General features: G+C 60.8%; 18 protein-coding genes and 1 pseudogene. 2 read left to right on the top strand and 17 right to left on the bottom strand.

Annotation, left to right across the window (positions count from 1 at the left end; translation table 11 throughout):
* Position 1: 1 nt before the first annotated feature.
* The 9 genes and pseudogenes from FN060_RS17650 to cobA form a co-directional block, all read right to left on the bottom strand.
* A complete protein-coding gene (locus FN060_RS17650) occupies positions 2-634 on the bottom strand; it encodes an acetyltransferase (protein WP_142589226.1) in 633 nt (210 codons plus the stop codon).
* Positions 634-2,799 (bottom strand): sugar transferase, encoded by a 2,166-nt coding sequence (locus FN060_RS23415; protein WP_280514338.1) that lies wholly within the window; start codon positions 2,797-2,799, stop codon positions 634-636. The genes FN060_RS17650 and FN060_RS23415 overlap by 1 nt, the downstream gene beginning before the upstream one ends.
* Complete coding sequence (locus FN060_RS17640) at positions 2,799-5,093, bottom strand: ArnT family glycosyltransferase (protein ID WP_142589225.1); 2,295 nt, start codon at positions 5,091-5,093, stop codon at positions 2,799-2,801. Before FN060_RS17640 ends, FN060_RS23415 begins: the two co-directional genes overlap by 1 nt.
* A 285-nt stretch (positions 5,094-5,378) precedes the next feature.
* Complete coding sequence (locus FN060_RS17635; protein WP_142589224.1) at positions 5,379-7,292, bottom strand: polysaccharide biosynthesis protein; 1,914 nt, start codon at positions 7,290-7,292, stop codon at positions 5,379-5,381.
* Between the two features lie 1,440 nt (positions 7,293-8,732).
* Positions 8,733-9,143 (bottom strand): annotated as a pseudogene (locus FN060_RS17630) (protein NO VEIN domain-containing protein); the annotation flags it as partial.
* Between the two features lie 420 nt (positions 9,144-9,563).
* Positions 9,564-9,878: a hypothetical protein gene (locus FN060_RS17625; protein WP_142589222.1), complete on the bottom strand. Its 315-nt coding sequence runs from the start codon at positions 9,876-9,878 to the stop codon at positions 9,564-9,566.
* A 231-nt stretch (positions 9,879-10,109) separates the two neighbouring features.
* Positions 10,110-10,829, bottom strand: a complete 720-nt coding sequence (locus FN060_RS17620; RefSeq protein WP_244665869.1) for an SNF2-related protein — start codon at positions 10,827-10,829, stop codon at positions 10,110-10,112.
* Between the two features lie 775 nt (positions 10,830-11,604).
* Positions 11,605-12,927 carry a cobyrinic acid a,c-diamide synthase CobB gene (locus FN060_RS17615; protein ID WP_142589220.1) on the bottom strand — a complete coding sequence of 441 codons (1,323 nt, stop codon included), beginning with the start codon at positions 12,925-12,927 and terminating at the stop codon, positions 11,605-11,607.
* Positions 12,924-13,715: a uroporphyrinogen-III C-methyltransferase gene (cobA, locus tag FN060_RS17610; RefSeq protein ID WP_142589219.1), complete on the bottom strand. Its 792-nt coding sequence runs from the start codon at positions 13,713-13,715 to the stop codon at positions 12,924-12,926. The genes FN060_RS17615 and cobA overlap by 4 nt, the downstream gene beginning before the upstream one ends.
* Positions 13,716-13,768: 53 nt before the next feature.
* On the opposite strand from cobA, the gene FN060_RS17605 reads away from it, so the two are divergent.
* Positions 13,769-14,878 (top strand): cobalt-precorrin-5B (C(1))-methyltransferase, encoded by a 1,110-nt coding sequence (locus tag FN060_RS17605; RefSeq protein WP_142589218.1) that lies wholly within the window; start codon positions 13,769-13,771, stop codon positions 14,876-14,878.
* Here the strand turns inward: FN060_RS17605 and cobM are convergent.
* The 3 genes from cobM to cbiE are packed head-to-tail and all read right to left on the bottom strand — an operon-like array spanning position 14,854 to position 17,284.
* Positions 14,854-15,636 carry a precorrin-4 C(11)-methyltransferase gene (cobM, locus tag FN060_RS17600; RefSeq protein WP_142589217.1) on the bottom strand — a complete coding sequence of 261 codons (783 nt, stop codon included), beginning with the start codon at positions 15,634-15,636 and terminating at the stop codon, positions 14,854-14,856. The genes FN060_RS17605 and cobM overlap by 25 nt on opposite strands.
* Positions 15,633-16,019: a cobalamin biosynthesis protein gene (locus FN060_RS17595; RefSeq protein WP_183949784.1), complete on the bottom strand. Its 387-nt coding sequence runs from the start codon at positions 16,017-16,019 to the stop codon at positions 15,633-15,635. The genes cobM and FN060_RS17595 overlap by 4 nt, the downstream gene beginning before the upstream one ends.
* Positions 16,016-17,284: a precorrin-6y C5,15-methyltransferase (decarboxylating) subunit CbiE gene (gene cbiE / locus FN060_RS17590; protein WP_142589215.1), complete on the bottom strand. Its 1,269-nt coding sequence runs from the start codon at positions 17,282-17,284 to the stop codon at positions 16,016-16,018. The genes FN060_RS17595 and cbiE overlap by 4 nt, the downstream gene beginning before the upstream one ends.
* On the opposite strand from cbiE, the gene FN060_RS17585 reads away from it, so the two are divergent.
* The gene (locus tag FN060_RS17585; protein WP_142589214.1) at positions 17,271-18,038 is read left to right on the top strand and encodes a cobalt-precorrin-6A reductase; all 768 of its coding nucleotides are present in this window, start codon (positions 17,271-17,273) and stop codon (positions 18,036-18,038) included. The two genes, cbiE and FN060_RS17585, sit on opposite strands and share 14 nt — an antisense overlap.
* Here the strand turns inward: FN060_RS17585 and FN060_RS17580 are convergent.
* From FN060_RS17580 to cobN, 5 genes are read right to left on the bottom strand one after another with little or no spacing between them, the layout of a single operon-like run.
* A complete protein-coding gene (locus FN060_RS17580) occupies positions 18,002-18,766 on the bottom strand; it encodes a precorrin-3B C(17)-methyltransferase (protein WP_142589213.1) in 765 nt (254 codons plus the stop codon). The two genes, FN060_RS17585 and FN060_RS17580, sit on opposite strands and share 37 nt — an antisense overlap.
* A complete protein-coding gene (locus tag FN060_RS17575; RefSeq protein WP_142589212.1) occupies positions 18,763-19,500 on the bottom strand; it encodes a precorrin-2 C(20)-methyltransferase in 738 nt (245 codons plus the stop codon). Before FN060_RS17575 ends, FN060_RS17580 begins: the two co-directional genes overlap by 4 nt.
* Positions 19,497-20,126 carry a precorrin-8X methylmutase gene (locus FN060_RS17570; protein ID WP_142589211.1) on the bottom strand — a complete coding sequence of 210 codons (630 nt, stop codon included), beginning with the start codon at positions 20,124-20,126 and terminating at the stop codon, positions 19,497-19,499. The genes FN060_RS17575 and FN060_RS17570 overlap by 4 nt, the downstream gene beginning before the upstream one ends.
* Positions 20,123-21,436, bottom strand: a complete 1,314-nt coding sequence (gene cobG, locus FN060_RS17565) for a precorrin-3B synthase (RefSeq protein ID WP_142589210.1) — start codon at positions 21,434-21,436, stop codon at positions 20,123-20,125. Before cobG ends, FN060_RS17570 begins: the two co-directional genes overlap by 4 nt.
* Positions 21,433-24,756, bottom strand: coding sequence for a cobaltochelatase subunit CobN (gene cobN / locus FN060_RS17560; protein WP_142589209.1), 3,324 nt, complete (start codon positions 24,754-24,756; stop codon positions 21,433-21,435). The genes cobG and cobN overlap by 4 nt, the downstream gene beginning before the upstream one ends.
* Positions 24,757-24,763 lie beyond the last annotated feature (7 nt).

Raw genomic sequence — 24,763 nt, 5'->3', positions numbered from 1 at the left:
TCTAATCCTTGTTGAGCGGACGTGCTGGATTGCCGACTACCGTGACGCCGCTGTCCACCGAGCGGATCACCACGCTACCCGCCCCCACCATGCAGTCGGTGCCGATTTCAACGAGTTCCTTCACGGCGGCGCCGACACCTACCCAGGAGCACTCGCCGACGGTGACGCCCCCTGACATGGCGACGCCGGGGGCGATGTGAGCGCCGGGACCGATCGTGCAGTCATGATCGACGGTCGCGCCGGTATTCACGATCGCGCCGCGACGTATCACAGTTCCCACGCACACGACAGCGCCGGGCGCGATGAAGGTGCCGGGTTCGAGCACGGCGTAGGGACTGACGACAGCCTGAGGGTGAACCACGCTGACAAGAGCAGCTCCACGTGCTGCAAGTTCATCATGCAAAGCGAGCCGGCGACGATTGTGGCCGATGGCCACGATGACGCCCGCATACTCGTCCAGCCTCTCGTCAAGGCACCGAAATGTCCCTCTTACCTGCCACGGACCATGGGCGGTGCTGGTGACGGCGTCATCAAAGAAATCCACATTGTTCCAGCCGCACGCCTCGGCTGCGTCAGCAACAACCCGTCCGTGACCTCCGGCCCCAAATACTGCCAGCCGATCTTTTTTCGCCATCACTCCCTGCTACTGCCTTCGAAGCGCTTCATGCTCACCGTCTCTCCGTCCGTGACACCTTCTCGGCGCAGGACACGCGCCACTGTCATGGCAAGGATCTTGATGTCCAGCCACAGCGTCCAATTATCAACGTACCAGACGTCGTAGCCAAACCTTTCGTCCCAGCCTAGGGCGTTGCGCCCGTTAACCTGCGCCCATCCAGTTATTCCCGGACGCACTTCATGCCGCCGAGCCTGTTCTGCCGAGTAAAGTGGAAGATACTGAACGAGTAACGGACGGGGGCCCACTAGGCTCATTTCGCCGCGGACGACGTTGATGAGTTCGGGAAGCTCATCGAGGCTTGTGGCACGTAGCCAGGCGCCGAATGGCTTAAGCCGATCGGCGTCCGGCAGGAGAGCGCCGTCTTCATCCTTCTCATCGGTCATAGTTCGGAATTTTAGCATCGTGAAAACCTGTCCCCCGAGACCGGCGCGCTGCTGTCTGAACAAGATGGGGCTGCCTAGCCGTATGCGCACTAGGAGGCCTATCCCTAGAGCGGGAAGGGCGAGCATGATCATGAGCGGGACCGCGACGGCTAGGTCGAAAACGCGCTTAATCGCAACTCGATCTACCGTAGAGGCCCAGATCGCCATCAGAAACAGTGCCGCCGCACCCCCATGAGTGGTCATCACGGTTACGTAATCCGAAAGGATGAAGTTGAATCCCATTACCACCGTGAGTCCTGATGCAATCGGATAGACAGATGCCGCCATCCGTCTCGTCGTGGCGGTGAGAAAAGCATCGGTTGCCATGACTGCAAGCAGAGCAATCAGAAGCCCACTGAGGCCGAGATAGGCTGGATAGGCTAGCAGAAAACCTGTGGGAGCCGTGCTCGTGCTGGTGCGGTCACCGCCGGAAAAGACACTGCCGTACTTTTGGTAGACGAGTTCAGGCATGTTCACGCCTTCGCTCGAGAAGCGCCGGATCAACGGCATTGCCGAGACGCCAGGGGAGCCCTCCTCCTCAACATACAGGAAGTGCCATGCTGCCACCTGGATCGGGATTACTAAAGCGCGATACAGAATACCATCAACGTAAGAGTACGTCGCTTGCGGCAGGGTAGGAGAGGAGGCTGCTGGTTTAGATTCAGACTTCAGGCCGGTTCCCCCGCTAGTCCCTAGCCCCAGTTGTTCCAAGCCTGCTCCCGGGCAGCTCAGGGATAGATCCGCCGTCAAGTCGTCCAGTTTCGCTTTCGTCAAGCCAAGAGATCTATCACGCTCGTAGAGCGAGCGCACAAGTTCAGCACTCTGTGTGCAGGCATTCAGTTTCGCTGTGCATTGTCCAAAACCGTATCGACCCTCCTCATCATGTGGCCTGTCCCTCACGGATTCGAAGGTCAAAACCGCAGTGAACATAAGAGCGAAAGATGCCACCGATGCAACTGCAACACTGACAAACGATTTGTTCCAAAGGAGGCAGCACGCAGAAACGACAATGAACGACGGCAGGAGTAGACCCTTAGCGCCGCTCAATAGGCAAATAAAGACAGTGACTGCGACGATGACAATGTAAACGAGAGAGGAGATCAACCTCAGCTTGATCACCCTCGTGTAGAGCATTGCAATCGCAATGGCGATTATCGCAGGGGCAAAAGCATTGGCGAATGCGCCGAACGAGGCTGTAGCGATGTAGGAGCTGACGAATTTTATGCTGACTTCTCTTGCTAATAATGCCGAGCTTGGATCTACCACCATGGCGTAGAGGGCGGTGCATTCGGCGGGAACTTTCTGGAGATAGAGAAATATCGCCAGAACCCCGAGTGCTCCGGGAAGCAGGAGGTCGCGGTTTCTGAGGCGGGCCTTGTCGATCGGTGCACGGTCCTTCGGAGACGCGGTAAGCGCCCCAAAGGCTGTGAGAGAAAAGACGGTGATCTGGATCGTGGTGAAGAACCAATACGGATCTTCCAGCGACGCTTCCAGTTGGTCGGAGATGAGAAATAGGGGCCACTGAAAGAACAAGTGAACCAGAGCTGCTGTGATGAGAGACAGCCGGAATAGATTACTGGTCCTGAAAACAAGAACCAGCACGAACCCGAGGGAGGCAAGCAGCGCGAGTGTGAAGCTCAGGGATGTGAAGAGATCGAAATCAGGAATCGAGAGACTAAAACGATGGACGATCTGTTGCACTAGTGAACTTCCTTTAGCGGCGTGTAGCTAAGGGAGTCCACCCTGATGGAACTTTGGCCCACCGTTTCTACTGCGACGGCAATTTGGTCTGTGGACGGCCCTGTTAGGAAGCGATAGCCATATTCCCGCTCCGGCTGACGCGGACTCAGTTCGAACGTGGTTGCCTGCAGACTGTCAGGGCGGCTTGCGGGCCGGATGTCGCCATTAGTCGCAAATTGTAGGACGACAAGTTTCACGAATCCTGTTCCCGAGATTTTCAGATCCAGTGCATATTGTTGGGACGGCTCGACGGGAAGCCCGTTTGCTTCATGTGGTAGTCCGTCGCTGCCAACTCCAGTAACCGCGGTTGTCAGCCAATGGCGACGAAAAAGATCATAAGGCAGGCCTCCCGAATATGTCGAACCCTGCAACGCCTGTGTTCCTCGCGAACTCCTCGCAAAACCCTTCCGTCCCATCAGCGTGATTGATTCGCTTATCGTCCACGGCCGCGCGTCCGGCGAGATCACGACTGGAGAGCCGGGATTTAGTTGTTCGGGACCCAAACCGTATATCTGGCCTGCAACTGTCTGCGCAACGAGACGTGTCAGTGCAGGATCACGAACAATCGAGTGCAACTGACTATTGTAGAATGGCGGTAGACCGTAATCTGGCAGGTGGATGTGTGTCACCCCCAGTGCCACAAGACGCTGATAGGCGCCGGACGCGTCCGTCTCCGCGTAGAACGGCAGCAGACGCGGATCAAGGTAGCTTATCACCCTGCCCCTCCCGTAATACATGTCCGAAGGCTTCATTGACAGGACGACAGACTGATCCGTGAGGCCTGCCAAGGGTTGTCGAAGAAGGGCGTATTCGGGCGCTCGAAATAGTTTGCCTTCCAACGGAGATAAGAGGTTGCCTACCGTGATCTCATGCTTGGCTGCCTGATATGCCAGCAGGACGCTGAACTGCAGCGAAAGCAGAACGGGCAGCGCAGCCGTGAAGAGCAATCTCATGGGGAGGAGCTGTGAGAGCGAACTCGTCCTGAGCTTCTCATAGCCATGCGCGCAAAGTATCGACACGACCGGAAGGGTGACCAGGAGGTAGCGTTCGTTCTTTATCATGTGGTCGATGCCAAGAAGCAGCGACAGGAGAACCCCCGCAAGATAAGCTGACAACAGTGTCACAAGCAGCCAAAGAAGTGCTTCTGCCCGTTCGCCCCCCCGCGCGCCCTGCATGACATACTGTGCAGCGGACATGCGTCGTCTGTCCCGCAGGAATATGATCAAACCGACTGCCAAACCCCAAAAAATCAACCCGTAGGCCTCCGGCGAGAACCAGCCCTTGAGAACGCCATACTGTACTTGCGCCACGATGCTGCCGAGGCCGCGATTGATGGAGAAATATTCCTCCCAGTGGAGGTTTGGCAGGGCGAATACTGCAGGATTGTCACTTATGGGCGTTCCGAACACCTCAACGTTTCGCCAGTATGGCCAGCCACCGACAATCAAGGCCACCACGAGGAGTGCTGCAGCGGCGACGACGATGGCGCGGAAATCCCGCAGCCCCCGCTCTACCGCCACAGCTGCCATTGCGAGTGGGACAAAAAGAATTGCCTGTGAGTGAGTCCAAAGAGAAATCCCTAGGAACATTCCGACGATCGCGCCGAAAAAAAGAGACTTCGTAGATATTCCGCATACCGCAGCGACAATGAGTGTGAGACCGAGTACTGGCAAAGGGTCCAGCAGCGATTGACCCGCCCCCAGGAAGAAGAGTGGTGGCGACATGAAGATGAGAGAGGCAGCTAGACCTGTCGCCCTACTGAGTTGTGCGCCCAGCGCATAGGTGACATAAGCGCCGGATAACAAGAACCAGGGCGAGAGCAGGCGGATGAGGCCGGGTGCTTCGGCATGCCCCTGCACGATCTCGGCAATATACATCAATGCCACATAGAAGGGCGGATGGGTCCAAGGCGCATAGATGCCTGTCACATTCGTCTCTGGATTGAGGACGGGATAAGTCAGCAGATCGCGCGTCGCGTAAAGCTCCCGCGCTACCATCGCATACTCCAGTGCATCGTTCTGGGTCAGCGGCACGAAGATGGACAGGACAACAAGAACGACAGCGGCAAGAGAGATGGCGGCCGCATAACCCCACTCGACAGGTAGGAGTGGCCTCTTCTCCCAGAGTAGCTTTTGGCTAGTTCGACCATTCGTCCGGCGAATTATCACCCCGCCCACGCCAACGAAAGCAAGGAAAGAAATTGTTATCGCAAGATGTGCGCTGTGACTTGCTCCACGGAAGAAGCCCATCGCCATTACGGCACCGAGACCGAGGAGAAAGGGCCCGAGGGCGAGTCCGGTGGCTCGGGCAAGCAACGAAGTATCTGCCTGTTCGCCCCATGGAAGTGCCCTGGAAACTAACATCCCCGATAGGCTGGACAAAGCAATAAGAGCGCCAAACAGCACCAATCTGTCTAGGGGTACTTCAATCAAGATCCGACCACCATTTACATATCATGCATGACGCATTGAGCGGACAATTGCGCGACTTCACTTTGCCTCCGAAGCTCAGGGCCATTCGAGACCCGCGCTGCGGATATCTCACCCGCGATCACAGTCGGACGCGATTAGTGCGAAGAGCAGTGCCTTGGCAGTATCCTCGTCCTCCCGCTGCAACGCTCCCTCCAGTTCTCGAAGCGACGCCTCAATGTCATGGCGGCGGGCAGCGGAGTTGGAATCTGCCCGCATGATCTTCGGGTGCCGCGTGGGACGGGCGTTGCCGCGGTCATAGAAAAGCTCCTCGAACAGCTTTTCCCCAGGCCGCTTTCCGATCACCTTGACCGCAATACCACTGTCGGGATTATCGATGCCGCGCACATCGAAGCCGGCAAGCCGGATCATGTTTTCCGCCAGATCACCGATGCGGACAGGCTCCCCCATGTCCAGGAGGAAGACGTCGCCTCCCTGCGAGAGCGCACCCGCCTGCACGATCAGTTCCGCGGCTTCGGGGATCGACATGAAGTAGCGGGTCATTTCGGGGTCGGTTATCGTGACCGGCCCACCTTTCGCGATCTGCTCCTTGAAGAGCGGGACGACCGAGCCGTTAGACCCGATGACGTTCCCGAATCTGACGGCGCAGAAGGTCTGATTTGACCGCTTTGCCTGGGAGTCTTTGGCGAACTGCCGTACGACGAGTTCCGCCCATCGTTTGGTGGCGCCCATGACATTAGTGGGCCGAACAGCCTTGTCTGAAGATATCAACACGAAGCTCTTTACGTTCTCCTCCGCGGCCGCCTTGGCGACCGTGAGGGTCCCAAACACGTTGTTGCGTATGCCTTCGAGGATGTTCGCTTCAACAAGTGGGACATGCTTGTGTGCAGCGGCATGGTAAAGAACATCGACGTGATGCTTTCTAATCGTTCTCCGAACGAGGCGGTCGTCGGTTACAGAACCGAGCACCGGAATGATCAAAGGCGCGCCGGCTAACGAGAGTTCCTGTTCGATTCGGTAGAGCGCAAATTCGCTCGCTTCGAACAGAATAAGCGTCTTGGGGTTCCAGCGGGCGATAAGGCGACAGAGTTCCGAACCGATCGAACCGCCCGCACCGGTCACCATGATCGTCTTCTCACTCAGCGCCTCAGCAAGCAATCTCTTATCCGGTGGCACGAACGAACGCCCAAGCAGTTCGTCGATCTCAATTTCGCGAATCTGGTTCACGATGTAGCGTCCATCGACAAGATCTGAGATGTCAGGGAGACTGCGTACTTTCACGTGGAGCGCTGCTACTCGACCGATTACCTGCTGGCGGGCTTCAGCCGGAATGGACGACATGCTTAACACGATCTCCTTGGCGCCGTACCGCTGGATCAACGATTGCAGATCCCTAGACGGGAATACCCGATAACCGGCTATGTCTCGGCCATGAGTCGATGGGTCGTCATCAATAAGTCCGACCACGTGGCGGTTGCCATGTCCTCGAAGGGCGCGCGCCAGTTGCGCTGCGGAAGGCCCGGCTCCGTAGATGAAGATAGGCTCGGCTTGGCTTCGCATGCCGCGACCCGCGTTCAGGAACCACTTAGCAAGGAACCTCGCTCCTCCGATAAGAGCCGTTCCAAGGATGAAATACAGGAACGGTACAGAACGGGGGACAATTCCCTGACCGGCCATTTCCATCAGGAAGATGATGATCACCCAGCCCGCGGTGGCGATCAACATTGCCTTCAATATCATCCAGATGGTCGCCTCTGGCAGATAGCGCGTCACGGATCGATACAGGCCGGTTCGAGCAAATACGGGAATGGCAACTACTGGCGCGACCGCCGCGAGCGTCAGACGCTCCGTAGTGATGTCCGGTGTCCATTCGGCTAGGCGCAGAGCGTAGCTTCCCCATAGTGCGAACAGCAGTGCGAAGATGTCGAAGGCAATCATCACTGCACGCTTCCAGATGCGCGGGATGCGAATGACGCGATCGCGTAGGTTCTGAAGGAGAGCATGCTGGTTGAAGTTTTCGTTCATGTCTTCGCTATTCCACCATCGGGCGGTCTTTCTGCCTAGGTGATTGCATCTGGCTTCGCTGTAGATGCTCGAAAGAGCACTCGCTCAGTCACGCAGTTAGCGCTTTAAGGCAATAGCAGGCCGAGTTCCAGAGACGATTTTCCGGGTCGTCCACCGATTTCTAAAGCTCGTCCGCAAGCTGAGGTAAAAGCTACCAGCGCTGTCCTCAGTGCAATGGACTCTTGATGAATCTGTGTCCTCGGCTGGTTTAAGTCGCCGTTTGGTACGCGCACGGGAGAAAATTCCCGCGGTTGATCTATTGGTAGGCAGATTGATGTGAGCTTCCGGTGCGGCTGTCTCAATCAAGTTCCGGCGTCCGAAGAGACACAGGCACCTTTCTCGTCTCGGCTGCCGGGAGGATGGAGCTAACGCTTGATCTTGGCGACCTCCAGGTTCCGAGCGTCTGGCGGAGCCAATAATATTCAAAGGTCGGCCGGTTATCCGTATTCGCATAGGTTTGTGCTTCTCCGGGTACTTCAGTGAATACAGTCACGTCCAAGCTGGTTCGGGGCACAGCATCGACCTGCCGTCCGCCCGGAAGAAGCGCGCTCCATGCTGCCTTGATGTCTTTGCCGAAGCTGTCTTTAAGCCATGCGCGGAAAACCAAAGCGTTAGTGTACTCAACAGGTCATTCTCGCGGCTCAAGCGTGGCGGTGCAATGGACACAAACAGTTTCCGTAAATTCATCTTTTTCGAAAACAATAGATTGACCCTCATCTGAGGGCAAACGATCACACGTCCCCGTGCTTTCCAACTGTCGGTTCTCCCCAGAAAAACGTGTGTAATAGCGCCCTACCGGACAAGGTGCGGGTACTTGAACAGTCAGCCAAGCACGTTGAGGTGCTTCGGCTTCCCGACCTTGAGCATGAACTTGGGCTGATTGGCTGCACCGTTGGAGTGATGGCGAGCGGCGGGCGAAAGTCAGTCAGCATAAATCTTTGGATTAAAGCCTCCATCGATGTTGCCCGTCTGCTGTTTCAAGGGGGGTACTTGCTGCGCCTGTGCAGCAGCCTCTTGCCATCAATGTATCACGTGATGTAACAAGCGGTGTACAAAGAATACGCTTGTAGGCCAGAAGCTTAGGCGGCGCAGGCGTTTTTGTGGTAACTGGCGGAGAGCCCCACCCTCTCCGCCACTTGCCCCCGCGAAAGTTTTCTCCCGATCCGGCTGCGGCCGGATTTTTCCGTTGTTTTCGAGGGTTATGCGGAAGGGGCTGAGCACCGGCGCGAAAGCGGTCTCTGAGGGCTGATATTCTCCGGACCTCATCACTGCGCCGATTTGGCGAACAGCCGACACCATACTGAAAATATTGGATTCTCGTGATTATTCTGCTGAGCACTTCGACGCCAGTGTCGTTCGCAAAGTGGTACTGAGATCGACATTCGACGGCGAACCTTTATATCAAGTGAAGGGTTCTTCCGTCGCGATACATGGCAATTTACCGAGACTATTAATACGCATTGCCAGGAAAATCATGGAAGAATTCCTTGAAAGCAGAGAAGGGAATCCTGAGTGTCTCCCACGCACCAGCGCCTGCATCCTGAGGTAGGTGCGCCCAACTTGTTCAACCGTCAGTACGGCAAGCTCTTCTCTGGCCCGTGCTAGCGCCCAAAGGTGAAACCGATGAGCCACCGAGCCGATGGCAGTCTCCCACTCGTTGCGCGTCAAGTGAAATGACGCAAATTCGGTGTCTTGTTCGCTTGCTTTCACTTCAATCGTCATGCGCCTATTGTCAGAAGCCGACATACGGGAGAGCACGTCGTAGCCGTCAGATGAGCTTTCAATCGCAATCCACTTTGGCTCCACTCCGGTCCGATTTCGCTCGTGCTGAAGCGTTCACCGTTCGCCGCGCCGTCCGATTCCGGTCAGGACATCATCACGGAGTCCGCGCGCACGCGCCGCAAGCCATCCCAGAATCGAACGGTGTCCTCGTCGTCTCCATAAGCGAGACCCGACCCAACAAATACCTGACGGATGCTCGGAGGAGCCTGGAGCAATGTCTCTCGACGACCATAGGGGACTAGTTGAAGCCATGGTGGTTGTTCGACCTCAATGAAGTCGACCAGCATAGTCCGGAGACCTGCTTGAGGACTTAGGCGCGGTAAATTGCCGAGGATGATACGGAACCCAATGAAAGAGAATGCACGCCGCTTGGCGTCAACTGGTTTCGTTTAACGACCCTCAGAAGTTCGATACAGCCAAAGGCGATCCCGAGTGATAGTGGTTGCACTACTACCCTCCGAGCGCCGCTAGTAGTGCGCGCACGTCGCCTTCATCGAGGCCTCCGGCACCAAGCCCCTCGTCTGTTTCGTCCGGAACAATGGGAACCGGCGAAATTGTCAGGCCCGAGTCGTTTAGCGCGGCAGCCATCTGGCCAACTTTAAACTCCAGCCTCTGGCGAACGATTTCATCCACACTTCCATTACATTCCACAATCTCGATCGTTGTATCTTGGCCGGGAGGCAGACCAAGGCGGTGAATGCGATCTTCGGACTGAAGGTATTGGGCGGCGTCCCCGGCCGCCGCTGGATACGCGACCATAACCATGACATTGGGATCGTCATGGAATAGCCGGATCTTGCCTTCCCGAGTATCGTCATCGTTCTCACCCCCGGCATCAACACCACCGTGGAATAGACCGCATCTAAGTCTTGAAGGCTGCTAGCAATATGCTCCACGTTCTCCACGAAGGTTGACCAAATCAGCACCTTTTTTCCCTTCGCGGGCAAACTTCGCGCTCTGTGCAAGACATAGCGCATTTTGGGCCCCGGCCCTCTGCTAAAGCCATCGACAATTCGTTGGAATGGGCGAAAGCGATCTCTTGTGCCAGCAGGGCCGGGTTGGACACGAACTGGAGAACGCGTGTGACAGACCGCCCAAACCCCTGAATGCCTGCTTACTTTTGATCGTCAGCGCCTGCGTGGCTTCACGAGCCAAGGCGCTCTTCATCAATTCGTAAAGCCGCTGCTGGAGCGGATCCATCGGTAGCGTCTTCGAGACCCTGGTAACCGGAGGCAGGTTTAGCTCACTCTTATTGGTCCGGACGTAAACCCGACTGATGAGGCCAACAACAGAATCCTCATCCGCCTGAACCTCGGGGTACAGGAACCGAAACTGGGGAAGCAGGTCACTAGTCGACTGTGGCATGGGAGTGCCACTCATAACGAGCTTACTGACAGGCAAGTGGGAAAAGCTCAGAACGGCATCCGTCGAAATACTATTCTGGCCCTTGATCCGATGGCTCTCGTCCAGAAAAACATGGACCCGGCGGCCGACGAGATGGTTCGCAATGGCCTCTTTCACGCGCGCCAGTTGCTGATAACCGATGATCATTAGCCGCGGATCATCGAGCAGCTGGAGTGGGATTTTGTCGGTCTTGCGTGGCCGAAGAAACCTATGGCCAAAGGAGGGAAGGCAAGTTTCGATTTGTTCATCCCACGCTGCGAATGCGTTCTTAGGCGCAATCACAAGTAAGCGGTCACCCGGTTCGGCACGCACGGCAAAAGTGACCAGGGCTTCCGTGGTCTTCCCAGTTCCCGGGACAGAAAAGGTCGCTCCCGCAGGCAGAAGTGCCAACTTTGAAACGTTACGAAGCTGCTGGTCTGTCAAGTTACGGACGAAACCGGCCGACTTGAGCCGCGGTTTCAACTCCTCAGGCTTGATCTGGCTAGAAGCGACCGCCTAGGGCATAGCCCTCGTCCCGAGATCGCGCGAGGCGAAGGTGGTCTGCGGCCCTTTCAGACACTTGATAACCAACACCGGAAGCAAGTTTAAACCCGCGGATTAGGTCAAAGACAGCTGGCCTTAGGCCAAGGAACGACCACCAAGGGAGAGAGATCGTATCCCCGCCTTCCTGTAACGCCTCTTTCGATCCGGACAGCAGAACATCCCTGGCGATGCCCAGCCACGGCGTAGCTTTGTCTTCTGGGTACCATGAAACAACCGCACGCCGGTCGGTTTCTATGTAATCGAAAACGAGCAACTCAACCCCGCTTGCTGGCCACCCAGGCTTCGATTGCATCCAAATCGTCGCGAATGCCCTTGATCTGCAATTCGACGCCTGGATCGTGCTCTCCGCCCGCAGTCCATGTGCCACTACGTTTTGCACGTTGGCGTTGACCTTTTTCAGGGTCTTCAGGAGATAGTCCGCCTGCTTCCCTCGCCCCCCGTGGGGTGTTGGCCACATTCTCACCCCCTGCACCGAAGATGGCTAGCGCTATAGGAATGGAGACTTGTAGGCGGTGAGCACCTTGAAGTGGCCCGAGACGACCACCTAGAGAACGGTTCCCATCGCGATCGCGTGGAAGAAGCTGCCGCTGACGAGGCCGCGGCGGGTGCCGGAGGGGCCGATGGGGGTGCCGAGGCCGTCGGCGATCTGGGCGAGCGGTTCGTCGTGGCCGGGCGAAACGACCCGCGCATAGTGGAATTCATGGCCACGAATCCTGTCGCCCTTGTGTCCGAGAGGGCTGTCCGAAAGCAGCGTTGCCTGGCGGTAGCCGAGGTTCATCTTGCGCTTTGCAAAACTCGTGCCGTGGGAGAGCAGTCCCGTCATCCGATGCGTCACGCCGTCCCCATCCTCGAGCGTCTCGCCAAGCACCATATAGCCGCCGCACTCACCATGAACGGGATGTCGTTCGCCAAAGCGCGCAAGTCCGGTACGGAAGTTGTCGGCGTCGGCAAGACGGCCGGCATGGAGTTCAGGATATCCCCCCGGAAGCCAGCAAACATCGCATCCGTCTGCAGGTGCCTGGTCGGCCAGCGGCGAGAAGGGCACCAGCTCCGCACCGCAGGCTCGCCAATGGCGACCGAGGTGAGGGTAGAGAAAGGTGAAGGCTGCGTCCTGTGCCAGTGCGATGCGCTGACCTGGTGGCGGTAGGGCAAGTTCCGCGGAGCCGGTGGGTATATCGAGCGGGGCGGCCGCGGCAAGGATCGCATCCAGATCCAGCGAAGCCTCCATGGCATCCGCCAGCCTGTCAATATGGGCGTCAACCTCCGGATGCTCGTTGGCCTGAACCAGACCCAGATGGCGCTCCGGCAGCGTCAGCGACGGATCCCGGAGAACGGTGCCGACGACGGGCAGTCCAATGTCGTTGATGGCGTCTGAGCAGAGGAGACGGTGACGCTCGCTACCGGCGCGATTGAGGATGCAGGCGGCAATGCGGACCTGTGGGTCGTAGCGGGTAAATCCGCAGGCGATAGCTGCGGCCGTCCGCGACTGACCCGACACATCGAGCACGAGCAGGACGGGGATCCCGAAGAGGCCTGCGAGATCGGAGGCGGCACCAGTACGGCCTGGTTCGCTTCGTATGCCGTCAAAGAGCCCCATGGCACTTTCGATGAGCAGAAGCTCTGCGTCCTTGGCGTGTTCGCTTGCCAGGTGGCGAAGCAGTTCGGGCGCCATAGCCCAGCTGTCGAGATTGAGGCCGGGTACGCCGGTAGCTGCTTCATGAAAGCCCGGGTCGATGTAGTCCGGACCGGTCTTGATGCCGCGAACCTTGATGCCGCGGCGCGCAAAGGCCCTCAGCAGGCCGATGGTGACGCTCGTCTTGCCGGAGCCGGATCGCGGGGCGCCGATAATCAGCGCGCGCGCACTCATGAGCCGTCCCCGGAATTGAGCACGTCCCTCATGGAGACGATGTCGCCGATGACGATGAGGGCGGGTGCGGCGAAGTCCTGCCGCCGCACCTCCGCTTCCACAGTTGCAAGCGTGGCAACGAGAAGCCGTTCATCCGGTGTCGTGGCGGACATCAGGACTGCCGTCGGTGTCTCTGGCGAAAGTCCGCCTTCGATCAGCAGCCGGCTGATCTCGCCGATCATCTTCAGCCCCATATAGACGATGATCGGCTCGCCGACCCGAGCGAGCGCGCGCCAGTCCAGATCATCCGGAGTGCCGGCTGCGTGGCCGGTGGCAAGCGTAATGGAGCGACTGATGCCACGCATGGTGACGGGAATATGGGCTGACGCGAGGGCGGCGAGCGAGGATGTCAGGCCAGGCAGGATGCGGAATGGGATCCCGGCCTTCGCCAGTGCCTCTGCCTCCTCTCCGCCCCGGCCGAAGACGAAGGGGTCGCCGCCCTTCAAGCGAAGGACCCTTCGACCGGCGCGGGCAAGTTCGATGAGCATTGCGGTAATGCTCTCCTGTGTGGCCGAGGGCTTGCCGCCGCGCTTTCCGGCGAAATGCAGCTCCGCGGTTCCTGCGAGGGCGAGAACCTCGGCCGAAACCAGCGCATCGTAGACGACGCAGTCGCATTTCGCCAGCGCGTCCGCGACCTCGAGGGTCAGGTAGCGCGGATGCCCCGGCCCGGCGCCTGCGAGCCAGACATGGCCCGGTTCGAAATCGGGCGTTGCGGCGCAGGCCGAGGCGATCATGTCAGTCAAGCTCATGCGGAAACCTTTTGCCGGTGACGGTCGCGGCCGGCCCAGTTATAGAAGCGATCATGGATGTCGAAGGCAAGAACCTGCGCCGCGGCTGGACGACGGGAACCTGTGCGGCTGCGGCCAGCAAGGCTGCCTGTCAGGCGCTGCTTGGGGGCGAGTTTCCTGGGCTCGTCGAGGTGACGCTGCCGGGAGGGCAGCGGCCGGCCTTTGCGCTTGCCATGGAAGAGCGCGAAGAAGGGCTTGCTCGAGCCGGCGTGATCAAGGATGCGGGCGATGACCCTGACGTCACCCACGGCGCCCTTATCATCAGCACGGTACGAAAAGGGCGCCCCGGTTCGGGCATCACCTTCCGAGCCGGCCAAGGAGTGGGCACGATAACGCGGGCAGGCCTGCCGCTGCCGGTCGGGGAGCCCGCCATCAATCCAGTTCCCCGGAAGATGATTGCCGCGGCGATCGCTGAAGTGGCGGGACCCATGGCAGATCTGGAGGTGGAGATCTCCGTCCCCGGTGGTGAACTGCTGGCGGAAAAAACCCTGAACCCGCGGCTCGGTATCCTCGGCGGGATCTCCATCCTCGGCACGACCGGAATCGTCATTCCATTCTCCTGCGCGGCATGGATCCATTCGATCTGGCGAGGCATCGATGTCGCCCGTGCTGCAGGACTTGCCCATATTGCAGGCTCGACCGGCAATACGTCCGAGAAGGCCGTGACAGCCTATCACGGCCTGCGGGAGATCGCCCTGATCGATATGGGAGATTTTGTCGGCGGTATGCTCAAATATCTGCGCAGCCATCCGGTCGAGCGGGTGACGATCGCCGGCGGTGTCGCGAAGATGACGAAGCTCGCCCAAGGCATGCTGGATGTGCATTCCAAACGCGGCATGGCCGATCTTGCAGCCCTTGCGGAGCTCGCGAAAGATGCCGGAGCTTCCGGGGCCTTGGCGGCGCGGATCGCCGCGGCCAATACGGTAGCCGGCGCGTTCGAAGAGGCCGAAGCAGAGGGATTGGACCTCGGAGCACGGGTCGCGAGACTTGCCTGGCGAACCGCGGCCAAGGCCCTTTGTCACTCCGGCATCGCACTCGAGATCCTGGTGTTCGATCGTGAGGGCAGGCTGAAGGGAAGGACACCGTTTACGCCGACCGATCATTCCGACGCCTCTTCCTCCTGAGGCCATCCCGGGCGGAATCGACGGACGTAATCCGCATCATAAAGCCGGCTCTCGCGAAAATCCGTTGCACGCAATCCTCTGCCGACGAAGATCAGAGCCGTTCGTTCCACCGGTTCGGCTGCCAGCCTTGCTTCGATATCCTTCAGCGTGCCCTCGATGATCCTCTCTTCCGGCCATGAGGCCTTTACGACGATCGCGACCGGGCAATCCTCGCCATAATGCGGGGTGAGTTCGGCCACCACCCGATCAAGCGCCTGGATCCCGAGATGAATGGCAAGCGTGGCGCCCGTCGCGCCGAAGGCGGCGAGGGTTTCCCCTTCCGGCATCTTCGATGCGCGGCCGGAGATTCGCGTCAGGACAACGCTTTGCGCCACTTCCGGGATTGTCAGTTCCCGCCGCAGAGCGGCAGCGGCGGCGGCGAAGGAGGGCACACCCGGCGTCAATGTGTAGTCGATGCCGCGCTTCTCGAGGCGCCGGATCTGCTCCGCAACGGCACTCCAGACGGAGAGGTCGCCGGAATGGAGGCGGGCTACGTCCTGTCCTTTCCGGTGGGCCGTCAGGTACTCCGTCTCGATCTCGTCGAGGGAGAGAGAACCCGTGTCCACGATTCGTGCGTGCGGCGGGCAATAGGCCAGCAGTTCCCGCGTCATGATCGAGCCGGCATAGAGGCAGACGGGCGAGCGGGAGAGAATGTCACGTCCGCGTACAGTGATCAGATCGGCGGCACCGGGGCCAGCGCCGATGAAGTGGACTGTCATGGTACGGTTCTCGATCGAGCGAGAGCACATGTGGCGCCTGCGGCGATCACTCGGGCTACCAGCAGGGTGGCGGGACCGCCTACTCCAGCCAGGGCCGTGGCCTCGGAAAGGCTGGGGGAGGATGTTTTCGCCAGGCTGTGTCGCGAGACGGTCTGCGTCAGCGGCGCAGCTTCCCGCAGTTCATCGTCTCGGACAATATGAAGCGGCAAGTTCAGCCGTGTCGCGAGCCGCAGAATTCCCGGCTCGTCCTCCTTGATTGTCCCCGTCGCCAGGGCGTCGATCGACGACAAGTCGATCCCGGCCTTGCTGCAAGCAAGGATCAGCGCTGCCTCAACGTCGTCCGCGCTCGTTCCCCTGCGACATCCGAGCCCCGCGACGATCATCGGTTCTCTCCCGGCTTTGTCCAGATCCATTGCGTGACTGGCATGGCCGAACGCCAGCCATGCATCGTGCCAACATCACCGAGGCGACTGACCTGAAGCCTCACCAGACTGCCGCCAAGCCGGGCCTGGGCAGCCAGCAGAACCGCCTCCATCTCGCTCGTCACGGCGTTTGCCACCAACCGCCCAAGGGGTTTGAGCTGTTCGACAGCTGCATCCAGTACGCCGGGTGCGCTGCCCCCACCGCCGATGAAGATCGCGTCAGGTTTTTCGGGGTCGGCGAGCACTTCAGGTGCCTTGCCCTGCACGATCCTGAGACCGGGAACGCCGAAAGCCTGGGCGTTCCGCAGTGCGCGTTCCGCTCGAACAGGGTCAGCCTCGAATGCGATAGCGCGCATGGAGGGATCGGCGAGCATCCACTCGATGCCGATCGAACCTGAGCCGGCGCCGATGTCCCAGAGCAGTTCTCCGCGACGCGGTGCGAGCGCGGAGAGCGTCACTGCGCGGATTTCTCTCTTGGTGATCTGGCCATCATGTTCGAAGAGATCATCGTCAAGGCCAACGGTGAGCGGAAGGATACGCGCATCCGCCCGTGCCTTGACTTCGACTGCGACGAGGTTGAGGTCGTGGATATCGGAGAATGGGAATCCGAGAGCCGTGTGTGCGCGGATACGCTCGCCTGGTCCTCCCAGCGCCTCCAGTACCGTGATTGCCGAACGTTCAAAGCCGAGGCCACACAGGAGTTCGGCGACGGCCGCCGGACCGGTCCCGTCCGACGTCAGCACCAGCAGGCGCCGGCCCGGATGTAGCAGCGGCCGGATGAGGTCGTCGGGCCGACCGTGCAGCGACAGCGTCTCCACCTCCTGCAGGGCCCAGCCGAGGCGTGATGCGGCGAGCGAGAAAGCCGAGGGAGCTGGGAATGCCACGAACTCATCCGGCGCGACTTGCCGGGAGAGGGTCACGCCGACGCCGAAGAAGAAGGGATCGCCTGAGGCGAGCACGCAGACGGGCTTCCCCCTCAAAGCCAATAGGCCTTTCATGGACGCGTCGAAGGGGCTCGGCCAAGCTTGGGCTTGCCCCTTGATCAGAGGTTCTGCCAGTTGCAGATGCCTTCGCCCTCCGAAGACGACTTCGGCGGAAGCAATCGCCAGCCTGGCCTTTTCCCCCAGGCCCGCGACACCGTCCTCGCCAATGCCGACGATGGACAGCCAGGGCCTGCGCGGTGCATGGTCGGCGGGTGATTCAGGAGGCACTTTGAAACACTCCATCCTCATTCTGGGCGGTACGGGAGAAGCGCGCCGGCTTGCAGGCCGCCTTGCGGACGATCCTCGTTATACTGTCGAGCTCTCGCTTGCCGGTCGAACCCGAACTCCGATCGAGCACCCGGTTCCCGTTCGAGTGGGTGGCTTTGGCGGAGCGGAAGGTCTCGCGCAGTATCTTCGGGAGAAGAAGATCTCCATCCTGATCGACGCGACACATCCCTATGCCGCTCGAATATCGGCGAATGCGGCGGAAGCGACGAAGAGGGCAGGTGTGCCGATGATCGCGCTCCGCCGTGCCCCTTGGCAACGACAGCCGGATGATCGATGGACCGAGGTGAGCAGCATCCCCGAGGCGGTCGTATTGTTGGGCGAAGAACCGCGCAGGGTATTTTTGACCCTTGGTCGGCAGGAGCTCCTGCCGTTTGAAGCCGCGCCCCACCACCACTATCTCGTTCGTAGCGTCGATCCTGTCGAGCCGCGGCTTGCGGTTCCCTATGCCGCCTACCTGACGGAGCGCGGGCCGTTCGAGGCAGCAAGTGAGAAGGCGCTGCTGCAGGAGCATGGTATCGAGGTCATCGTGGCAAAGAATAGTGGAGGCCCCGCCAGCTACGGGAAGATCATCGCGGCCCGTGCGCTGGGCATTGACGTGATCCTGATCCGACGTCCGCGGCTTGCGGAGGTTCCGGCAGTCGACTCCGTGGAAGCGGTCCTGGATCACCTCGCTCATGCACCGCCATCCCTGTGGCTGCGCGGTGAATAGACCAAAGGCTCCTTTACGCCGCGTTCGATGAAGCGCGTCTCGCTCGTACCCACAATGATGCAGGTGGCCATGTCAGCCATCTCCGGCGCGGCATCGGTGAGGGTAACGGTCCTGATCATCTCATCCGGGCGTCCCGCAGCCCTGCCGAAGATCACCGGCACCGAGGGGGGCAGATGATGCCGAAGGAGCTTGAGGGCCGCGCCGAGCTGATGCGGGCGGGCTTTGCTGATCGGGTTGTAGAAGGCCATGACGAAGCCAGCCTTGGCGGCCGCGACGATGCGCTCTTCGATGACGTGCCAGGGCTTCAGGTTGGTCGAAAGGGATATGGCGCAGAAATCGTGTCCCAGTGGTGCGCCTGCTCTCGCAGCCACCGCGAGCATCGCGGTGACGCCGGGAATGATGGTAAGATCGATGTCCCGCCATTCCTCGGGCCCTGCTTCTAGTGCTTCGCAGACTGCCGCTGCCATGGCGAAGACGCCGGGATCACCGCCCGAAACGACGCAGACTTTCCCTCCTGCCGCGGCCATGGCGAGCGCTTCCCGCGCCCGCGCCAATTCCTCGCGGTTGTCGGATGCGTGCCGACGCTGGTCATGGCGCAGGGAAAGCCGGTCGAGGTAGGGGAAGTAACCGAAGAAATCCTCAGCCGCGGCAATGGCGGCGGCGGCTTCCGGGGTCATCTGCTCGGGGTTCCCAGGCCCCGTTCCCACCACAACGAGCGATCCGATCATGGACGTGTTTTCCAGCCGGGAACGAGGATCAGCGAGAAATATGGTGCCGGGCTTTCATCCCGTTCCTCGAGCCGGCACACCTTGCCGCTCGCCATCGTGCCGCGCTCGACATAGACGGCCTGTGACAGCTTGTCGGCCGACTGAAGGGCACGCCGGATTTTCGGAAGGTTGCGGCCAACCTTCATGATCACGGCGCCGTCCGTTCCTGCCAGCCGCTCTGCCAGTGAGCCCTCCGGCAGCGTTCCCGGCAAGATGCTGAGGATATCATCGCCCTGCACCAGCGGCAGCCCGGCGACCGACCAGCAGCCCGACATGGCAGTGACGCCGGCAACGACTTCGGTCGTATAGCGGTGCGCGAGCCGCACATGAAGATGCATGTAGGATCCGTAGAAGAGGGGATCACCCTCGCTGAGGACGGCGACATTTCGTCCTTCCTCCAGATGCCGGGCGACATCCTCCGCCGAGCGATCGAAGAAGGCGGCGATCGGCTCCTTGTAGTTTCTGTCTTCCTTATGCGTTTCCGTCGTTACCGGATAAACGAGCGGCAGTTCAATGACCCCAGGGCGGAGATGAGCGTCCACGATGGCGCGGCCATTTCCGGCGCTGCCCTTCTTGCAGAAGAAGGCGACGACATCGGCTTCCCGGAGCGCACGCACCGCCTTGAGTGTCAACAGTTCCGGATCGCCGGGACCGGTGCCCACGCCCGTCAAGCGGCCTTTCACGGTGGCTGTCAAAGCCCGGTCCTCGCGAGCGCGTTGACGGCTGCAGCTGTCATCGCAGAACCCCCCATGCGTCCGCGTACGACTGCGTAGGGAATCCCGAGAGGTGCTGCCATCAGGGCTTCCTTTGATTCTGCGGCTCCCACGAAGCCCACAGGCATGCCGATGATGGCGGCAGGCCGGGGCGCGCCGGCATCGAGCATTTCGAGCAGCCGGAACAGCGCGGTCGGCGCGTTGCCGATCGCCACCAGCGCCCCTTCCATCTCGTCCCACAGGTCCAAGGCCGCGGCCGAGCGGGTGTTGCCAATTGTCTTCGCCAGTTCGATGGTGCGGCTGTCACGAAGCGTGCAGATTACCCGATTGTCGGCGGGCAGCCGGGCCCGCGTGATGCCATGGGCAACCATCTCCGCATCACAGAAAATCGGCTTGCCGGCATGCAGTGCCCCGCGGGCCTTCGATACAAAATCCGGAGAGAAGCGGAAATGCGCAGCAGCTTCTACCAGGCCGCAGGCATGGATCATCCGGACCGCGATATCGGCTTGATCTTCGCTGAAGGACGACAGGTCGGCCTCTTCACGGATGATCGCGAAGGACTTCCTGTAGATGGCGTCGCCCTCGCGAATGTAGTCGTAGGTGGTCATGTGCGTCCTGACGTGAGGGAGAGGGCGAGTTGCTCTCTGCCGAGCCTTGCGATGCAGGCCGCCGAAGTCTCGTCCTTGAGGCGCTCCTTGCGGACGAGCGCGGCGATGCTGCGCAGTGCATTAGCGGATTCGGCGGCCGGAATGGAAGCGAATGAGGGATCAGACGCCTTGCCCACGATGAAGGAGATGTCGCTTCCGCGGCCGCATAGCGTAAGTGACGTCGCCTGGGGATGGGCACATCCCTTGGCGCAGCCGGTCACATGCAGGTTGAAGGACCTGTCGAGAAGGTCTTCGAGGTGCTCCAATGCGAGATGCGCCAGGGCATGAGTGTCGATGGCGGCAGAGGCACAGGAAGGGCTGCCAGGGCAGGCGGCAATCATGCCGCGAGGATCGGTCGACTCGGTGATGAAACCGGATCTGCCGGCAAACACCAGTATGGTTTCGCAGGCAGAACGGTCACCGAACAGGATCAGCGCGTGTCCGAAGGCCGGTCTGACGGCACGGATATGCTGCGTCTCGGCCTCGGTACATAGAGGCGCAAGCTGCATGGCGGTGGTCTGGCCGAAGGGGAGGCCGATACCGACGGCGGCTTCGTCCCCTTCAAGCAGTGTGAGACCCAAGGATGAGGGCCCGTCCTCCATCATCGCGCATGGCGACATGGCATCGGTCACAAGATCGCGGCCACGGGACGTGGGGCCGAGGCTTGAAAGCCTCTGCAACAGGCTCAGTGCCTCGTCTACGGCTTGCTGCGCCTGGAATGTTCCATGGACACGACCATCGGCTTGCGTGCCTCCTAAAAGGACCTGCCAGCCCACGTTGTTGGCCGATTTTGTCGCGACGAGCCTGACATCGGCCAGCAGTTCGGAAAGGCGCATCTGGCCGCTGCCGTCCACGACCACGGACATTTTTGGCGCGAGCCCTTTCAGACCTTGCGCTCCGGAGCGGATCGCCCCGGCCAGTGGGCGGGGGTCCGCAATTTCTGCCGGATCGAGGCCCGCCAGGGGAGGTACTTCGACCGCCAAACCCTCCCGAAGCGGCAGGTTGAGGCTTCTGATGTCGCGCTCAAACTTCCCCGCTGTTTCGGCGGTCAGGCCCCTGACCTGCAGATTCCCACGCGCGGAAATGTTGATCACGCCGTTGCCGTGTGTTTTGGAAAGGCGGCAGATCGTCCACAGTTGGGCCGGGCGGATCGGTTCGGCAAAAGATATGCGCGCCAGCAAACCGTCGCCCGTCTGCATGGGGGCGGACAATGCGGGGCAGGCTCCTCTCCGGAGGTCGCGTTTGTCAGTTTCAGCTGCGAGCAGGCTCATGACACGCGCTCCGCAAGCAGCATTTCGAGTTCCGCATCCACGGCGTTCCGACGAGGATGCCAGAGGCCGCGACGCAGGGCCGACCGGAAGCGCTCGGCCATGAAGCGGGCGCCTTTGGGGTTCTGCGACAGCAGGAAGTCGCGCACCTCCTGCCTGCCGAGGTAGGCGTCATAGAGCGCCTCGATCAGCGACTGCGGGATGGCCCGGGTCGTCTCCGCGAAGCCGATCAGGCGGTCAACGGTTTCTACCAGTTCAGCCGCACCGCGCGGCCCATGGCGCATCTGTCCCGCGATGAAGCGCGGATTGACGGCTCGGGCACGCACCACGCGCGTGATGGCTTCCGTGATCGAGCGGGCGCGGGGTCGTGCCGGATCGGTCGTGTCGAGGGCAATCACCTCGGCGTTGTTCCCCAGTGCGGCGGCGGCGGCCGCAAAGCCGCCGATAAACGCCACGTCTGCCGAGCCATCCAGAAGATCGCGTCCAGGGTCATCGCCCGTGTGAACGAGCAGGTCTGCTGCTTCCACCCGGCTCGCGAACTGTCCGCGCGCCTCCGTCGCCTCGCCGTCGGCACCCGTAAACGCGTGGCTAGTGGCATCAAGATACAGGCGGCCGAGTTCTTCCCGCTCGCTCCATGTGCCGTCGGAGAGTTTATCCTCGAGGCCGGCCCCGAAGCTTCCGGGGGCGGATCCGAAGATGCGCAGGGGCACATGGCCAAGGCGCCGCGCGTCTTCCGCCAAGGCATTGTCGCCAGGCGCCTCATCGCGGCCGGCGATCGCGCGCACTGCCGCATCCAGCAAGGCAATCAGCGCCGGAAACATGTCCCGGAAGAGACCGGAAATGCGCAACGTCACGTCGACCCGCGGACGACCGATTGCAGCAGGAGGCAGGACCTCGACCCCCGTGACACGACCGGTCGCGGCGTCATGGACAGGCCTCGTACCCATGAGCGCGAGCACCTGCGCAACCTCTTCGCCGCCGCTTCGAAGCGAGGCGCTGCCCCAGAGGTCGAAGACGAGGCTCGTCGGCCATTCCCCATGGTCCTGAAGATAGCGCCGAAGGACTTCATCTGCGGCCTTCTTGCCGAGCTCGAAGGCCGTCGGCGTCGGCAAGGTGCGGGGATCGGTAGCAAACAGGTTCCGCCCCGTTGGCATCACATCCCGGCGGCCGCGCGAGGGGGCACCGGACGGCCCGGGCCGGACATGCCGGCCGTCCAAGGCAGCGAGGAGCCCCTCCCGCTCGCTCGCCGCGCTTTCGACTCGCAGAGCGTCATCGTCCCCCGGCGCAACCGACCCAAAGACATGCTGACCGTCCTTGATGGCGAGGTCCTTCAGGTCACAGAGAAACGCGTCGATACGGGTGAGGGCGCTGTCTGGATCGTCGTCGGGGGAAATGCCCACGTCCGCTGCGATGCCGATCTCGTGGGCCTGCTCGACGATCAGCCTTGCCAGACGATCCCGACGGCGACCATCGAGCCCGTCCGCCTGACTGTACTCATCGACAAGCAGCTCAAGCTTTTTCTGATCGTCGGACAGTCCAGCATCGGTCAGGACGGGGGGCAGGTGGCCAAGGGTAACGGCTGCGATCCGACGCTTGGCAACGGCTGCCTCTCCCGGATTCGAGACGATGAAAGGATAGATGACCGGCACACCGCCGGTCACGATCTCTGGGAAGCAGTTCCGTGAAAGCGCTACATTCTTGCCCGGCAGCCATTCGAGCGTTCCGTGAGCCCCTATGTGCACGATGGCGTGAGCGCCCCAGTCATCCGCCATCCACCAGCCGAAGGCCAACAGCGCATGGCGCGGGGGGAGAGCCGGATCATGATAGTCGGCGCGGCGATCGGCATTGCGCCCGCGATCCGGCGCCAGCGCAACGGTGATGTTACCGAAGCAGGCGCCGCGAACGTGGAAGGAGTCCCCGGTGAGGTCCGGATCCTCATCGGCCGGTCCCCAGGCAGCTTCCACCGCGTCACGAGCATCGGGGGGGCAGGCGGCAAGCCGCGACCGGTAGGTTGCCAGCGAGAGCCCTCGGCCGCCTTTCTCTACCTGGTCGAGCAGATCACGCGGCGATAGGGGCAGGTCGTCGACGTGATAGCCGGCCTCCCGTTGCATGCGGAGGATCTCCAAGGCGCTTTGTGGCACATCCAGACCCACGGCATATCCGGTTCGGCCAGGGGCGCTCGGATAATCCGGCAGGATCAACACCAGCTTGCGCTCCCGTCGCGGCGTTGAGCGGAGCCTCAGAAATCGGGCGATCCGGTCCGCGACCGCTTCTATGCGTTCCAGCTCCGGGCTGTTCACCAGATTGGATGAATTGGTGCCGTGCTTGAAGGATATGGCACCGGCCAGAATCCGTCCGTCGAGTTCCGGCAGGACGACATGCATGGCAAGATCGGAAGGATTGAGCCCGCGCCGTCCCTCAAGCCAGCCGCTGCGTTGTGTGGTCGCGACGATGATCTGGAAGACCGGGACGCCGATGTGATCGAAGAGCGTGTGTCCATCGCCGTCGGTTCCGCTCGCGAAGGCGGTTGCCGCGAGAATGGCATCGGGGCGGACCGATCGAAGGGCCTGCTCCGCGAACGTGAGCGAGCCGGCATCCTTCAATCCGCCGACGAAGATCGGAAGGGGAGCAAGGCCCCGCCTCTCCAGCTCGGCGAACAGGGCATCTATCGGCGCCACATCGTCGGCGAGAAGCATGGAACGGTAGAAGATGATCGGTAGCCGCGGCGCAGTCGCCTCGCGTCCTTCCAGCAGCTCCGTGAGTTCGACAATACCCAGCCCAGGCCGGTAGAAGCCAGCCTTGGGCATTGCGGTAGCAGCAGCCGGTTCGACAGTCTGATCTGTCGCGAGGGCGACCAGTCGATGCGCGAGCACGCGCATATTGTCCGGGCCGCCCTCACGGAAGCAGGCGAGGATCGCCGTCTGCTCCTGCGAACTCACAGTTGATGCGGCCGCCAAACGATCATCCCGGACACTGCATTCGCCGGGTAGCAGAACGAGCTTCAGGTTCTTCTGGCGGGCAAGCCGGGACAGCTCCTCCACTCCGTACTGCCAGCGGTCATATCCTCCCAGAATGCGAACCAGGATGACCTTCGCCCGCGACGCCGTCTTGTCGAGCCAAAGATCGACCGACATGGGATGCCGCAGCTCGCTGAGGTTGGCCACCGACAGCGACACCATCCCCTGTCTATCCCAGCCGGCGGATAGCCCGTTTAGGTCGCTGCCGGAGAAAGACAGGACCACCACGTCTGCCGGTGACTGATCAAGGTCCACGGGTTCGATAAGGTCATCCAGAGACGACGATGTGGTGGCCAGGATATGCATCTTTCAG

Origin of the sequence: Pseudorhizobium halotolerans, from assembly GCF_902153235.2 — a bacterium.
GTDB classification, from domain to species: Bacteria; Pseudomonadota; Alphaproteobacteria; order Rhizobiales; family Rhizobiaceae; genus Neorhizobium; species Neorhizobium flavum.
Note: the sequence above shows the minus strand (reverse complement) of the source record. Positions and strands in the feature narration are given on the sequence as shown.

What these genes read in the sequence shown, in the direction of transcription:
- FN060_RS17570 (WP_142589211.1), bottom strand. Translation starts at nt 20,126, where the DNA reads ATGACCACCTACGACTACATTCGCGAGGGCGACGCCATCTACAGGAAG.
- FN060_RS17580 (WP_142589213.1), bottom strand. Translation starts at nt 18,766, where the DNA reads ATGATCGGATCGCTCGTTGTGGTGGGAACGGGGCCTGGGAACCCCGAG.
- cobM (WP_142589217.1), bottom strand. Translation starts at nt 15,636, where the DNA reads ATGACAGTCCACTTCATCGGCGCTGGCCCCGGTGCCGCCGATCTGATC.
- FN060_RS17640 (WP_142589225.1), bottom strand. Translation starts at nt 5,093, where the DNA reads ATGGCGATGGGCTTCTTCCGTGGAGCAAGTCACAGCGCACATCTTGCG.
- FN060_RS17615 (WP_142589220.1), bottom strand. Translation starts at nt 12,927, where the DNA reads ATGAGTGCGCGCGCGCTGATTATCGGCGCCCCGCGATCCGGCTCCGGC.
- FN060_RS17595 (WP_183949784.1), bottom strand. Translation starts at nt 16,019, where the DNA reads ATGATCGTCGCGGGGCTCGGATGTCGCAGGGGAACGAGCGCGGACGAC.
- cobN (WP_142589209.1), bottom strand. Translation starts at nt 24,756, where the DNA reads ATGCATATCCTGGCCACCACATCGTCGTCTCTGGATGACCTTATCGAA.
- FN060_RS17625 (WP_142589222.1), bottom strand. Translation starts at nt 9,878, where the DNA reads ATGGTTATGGTCGCGTATCCAGCGGCGGCCGGGGACGCCGCCCAATAC.
- cbiE (WP_142589215.1), bottom strand. Translation starts at nt 17,284, where the DNA reads ATGGAGTGTTTCAAAGTGCCTCCTGAATCACCCGCCGACCATGCACCG.
- cobA (WP_142589219.1), bottom strand. Translation starts at nt 13,715, where the DNA reads ATGAGCTTGACTGACATGATCGCCTCGGCCTGCGCCGCAACGCCCGAT.
- FN060_RS17605 (WP_142589218.1), top strand. Translation starts at nt 13,769, where the DNA reads ATGGATGTCGAAGGCAAGAACCTGCGCCGCGGCTGGACGACGGGAACC.
- cobG (WP_142589210.1), bottom strand. Translation starts at nt 21,436, where the DNA reads ATGAGCCTGCTCGCAGCTGAAACTGACAAACGCGACCTCCGGAGAGGA.
- FN060_RS17650 (WP_142589226.1), bottom strand. Translation starts at nt 634, where the DNA reads ATGGCGAAAAAAGATCGGCTGGCAGTATTTGGGGCCGGAGGTCACGGA.
- FN060_RS17635 (WP_142589224.1), bottom strand. Translation starts at nt 7,292, where the DNA reads ATGAACGAAAACTTCAACCAGCATGCTCTCCTTCAGAACCTACGCGAT.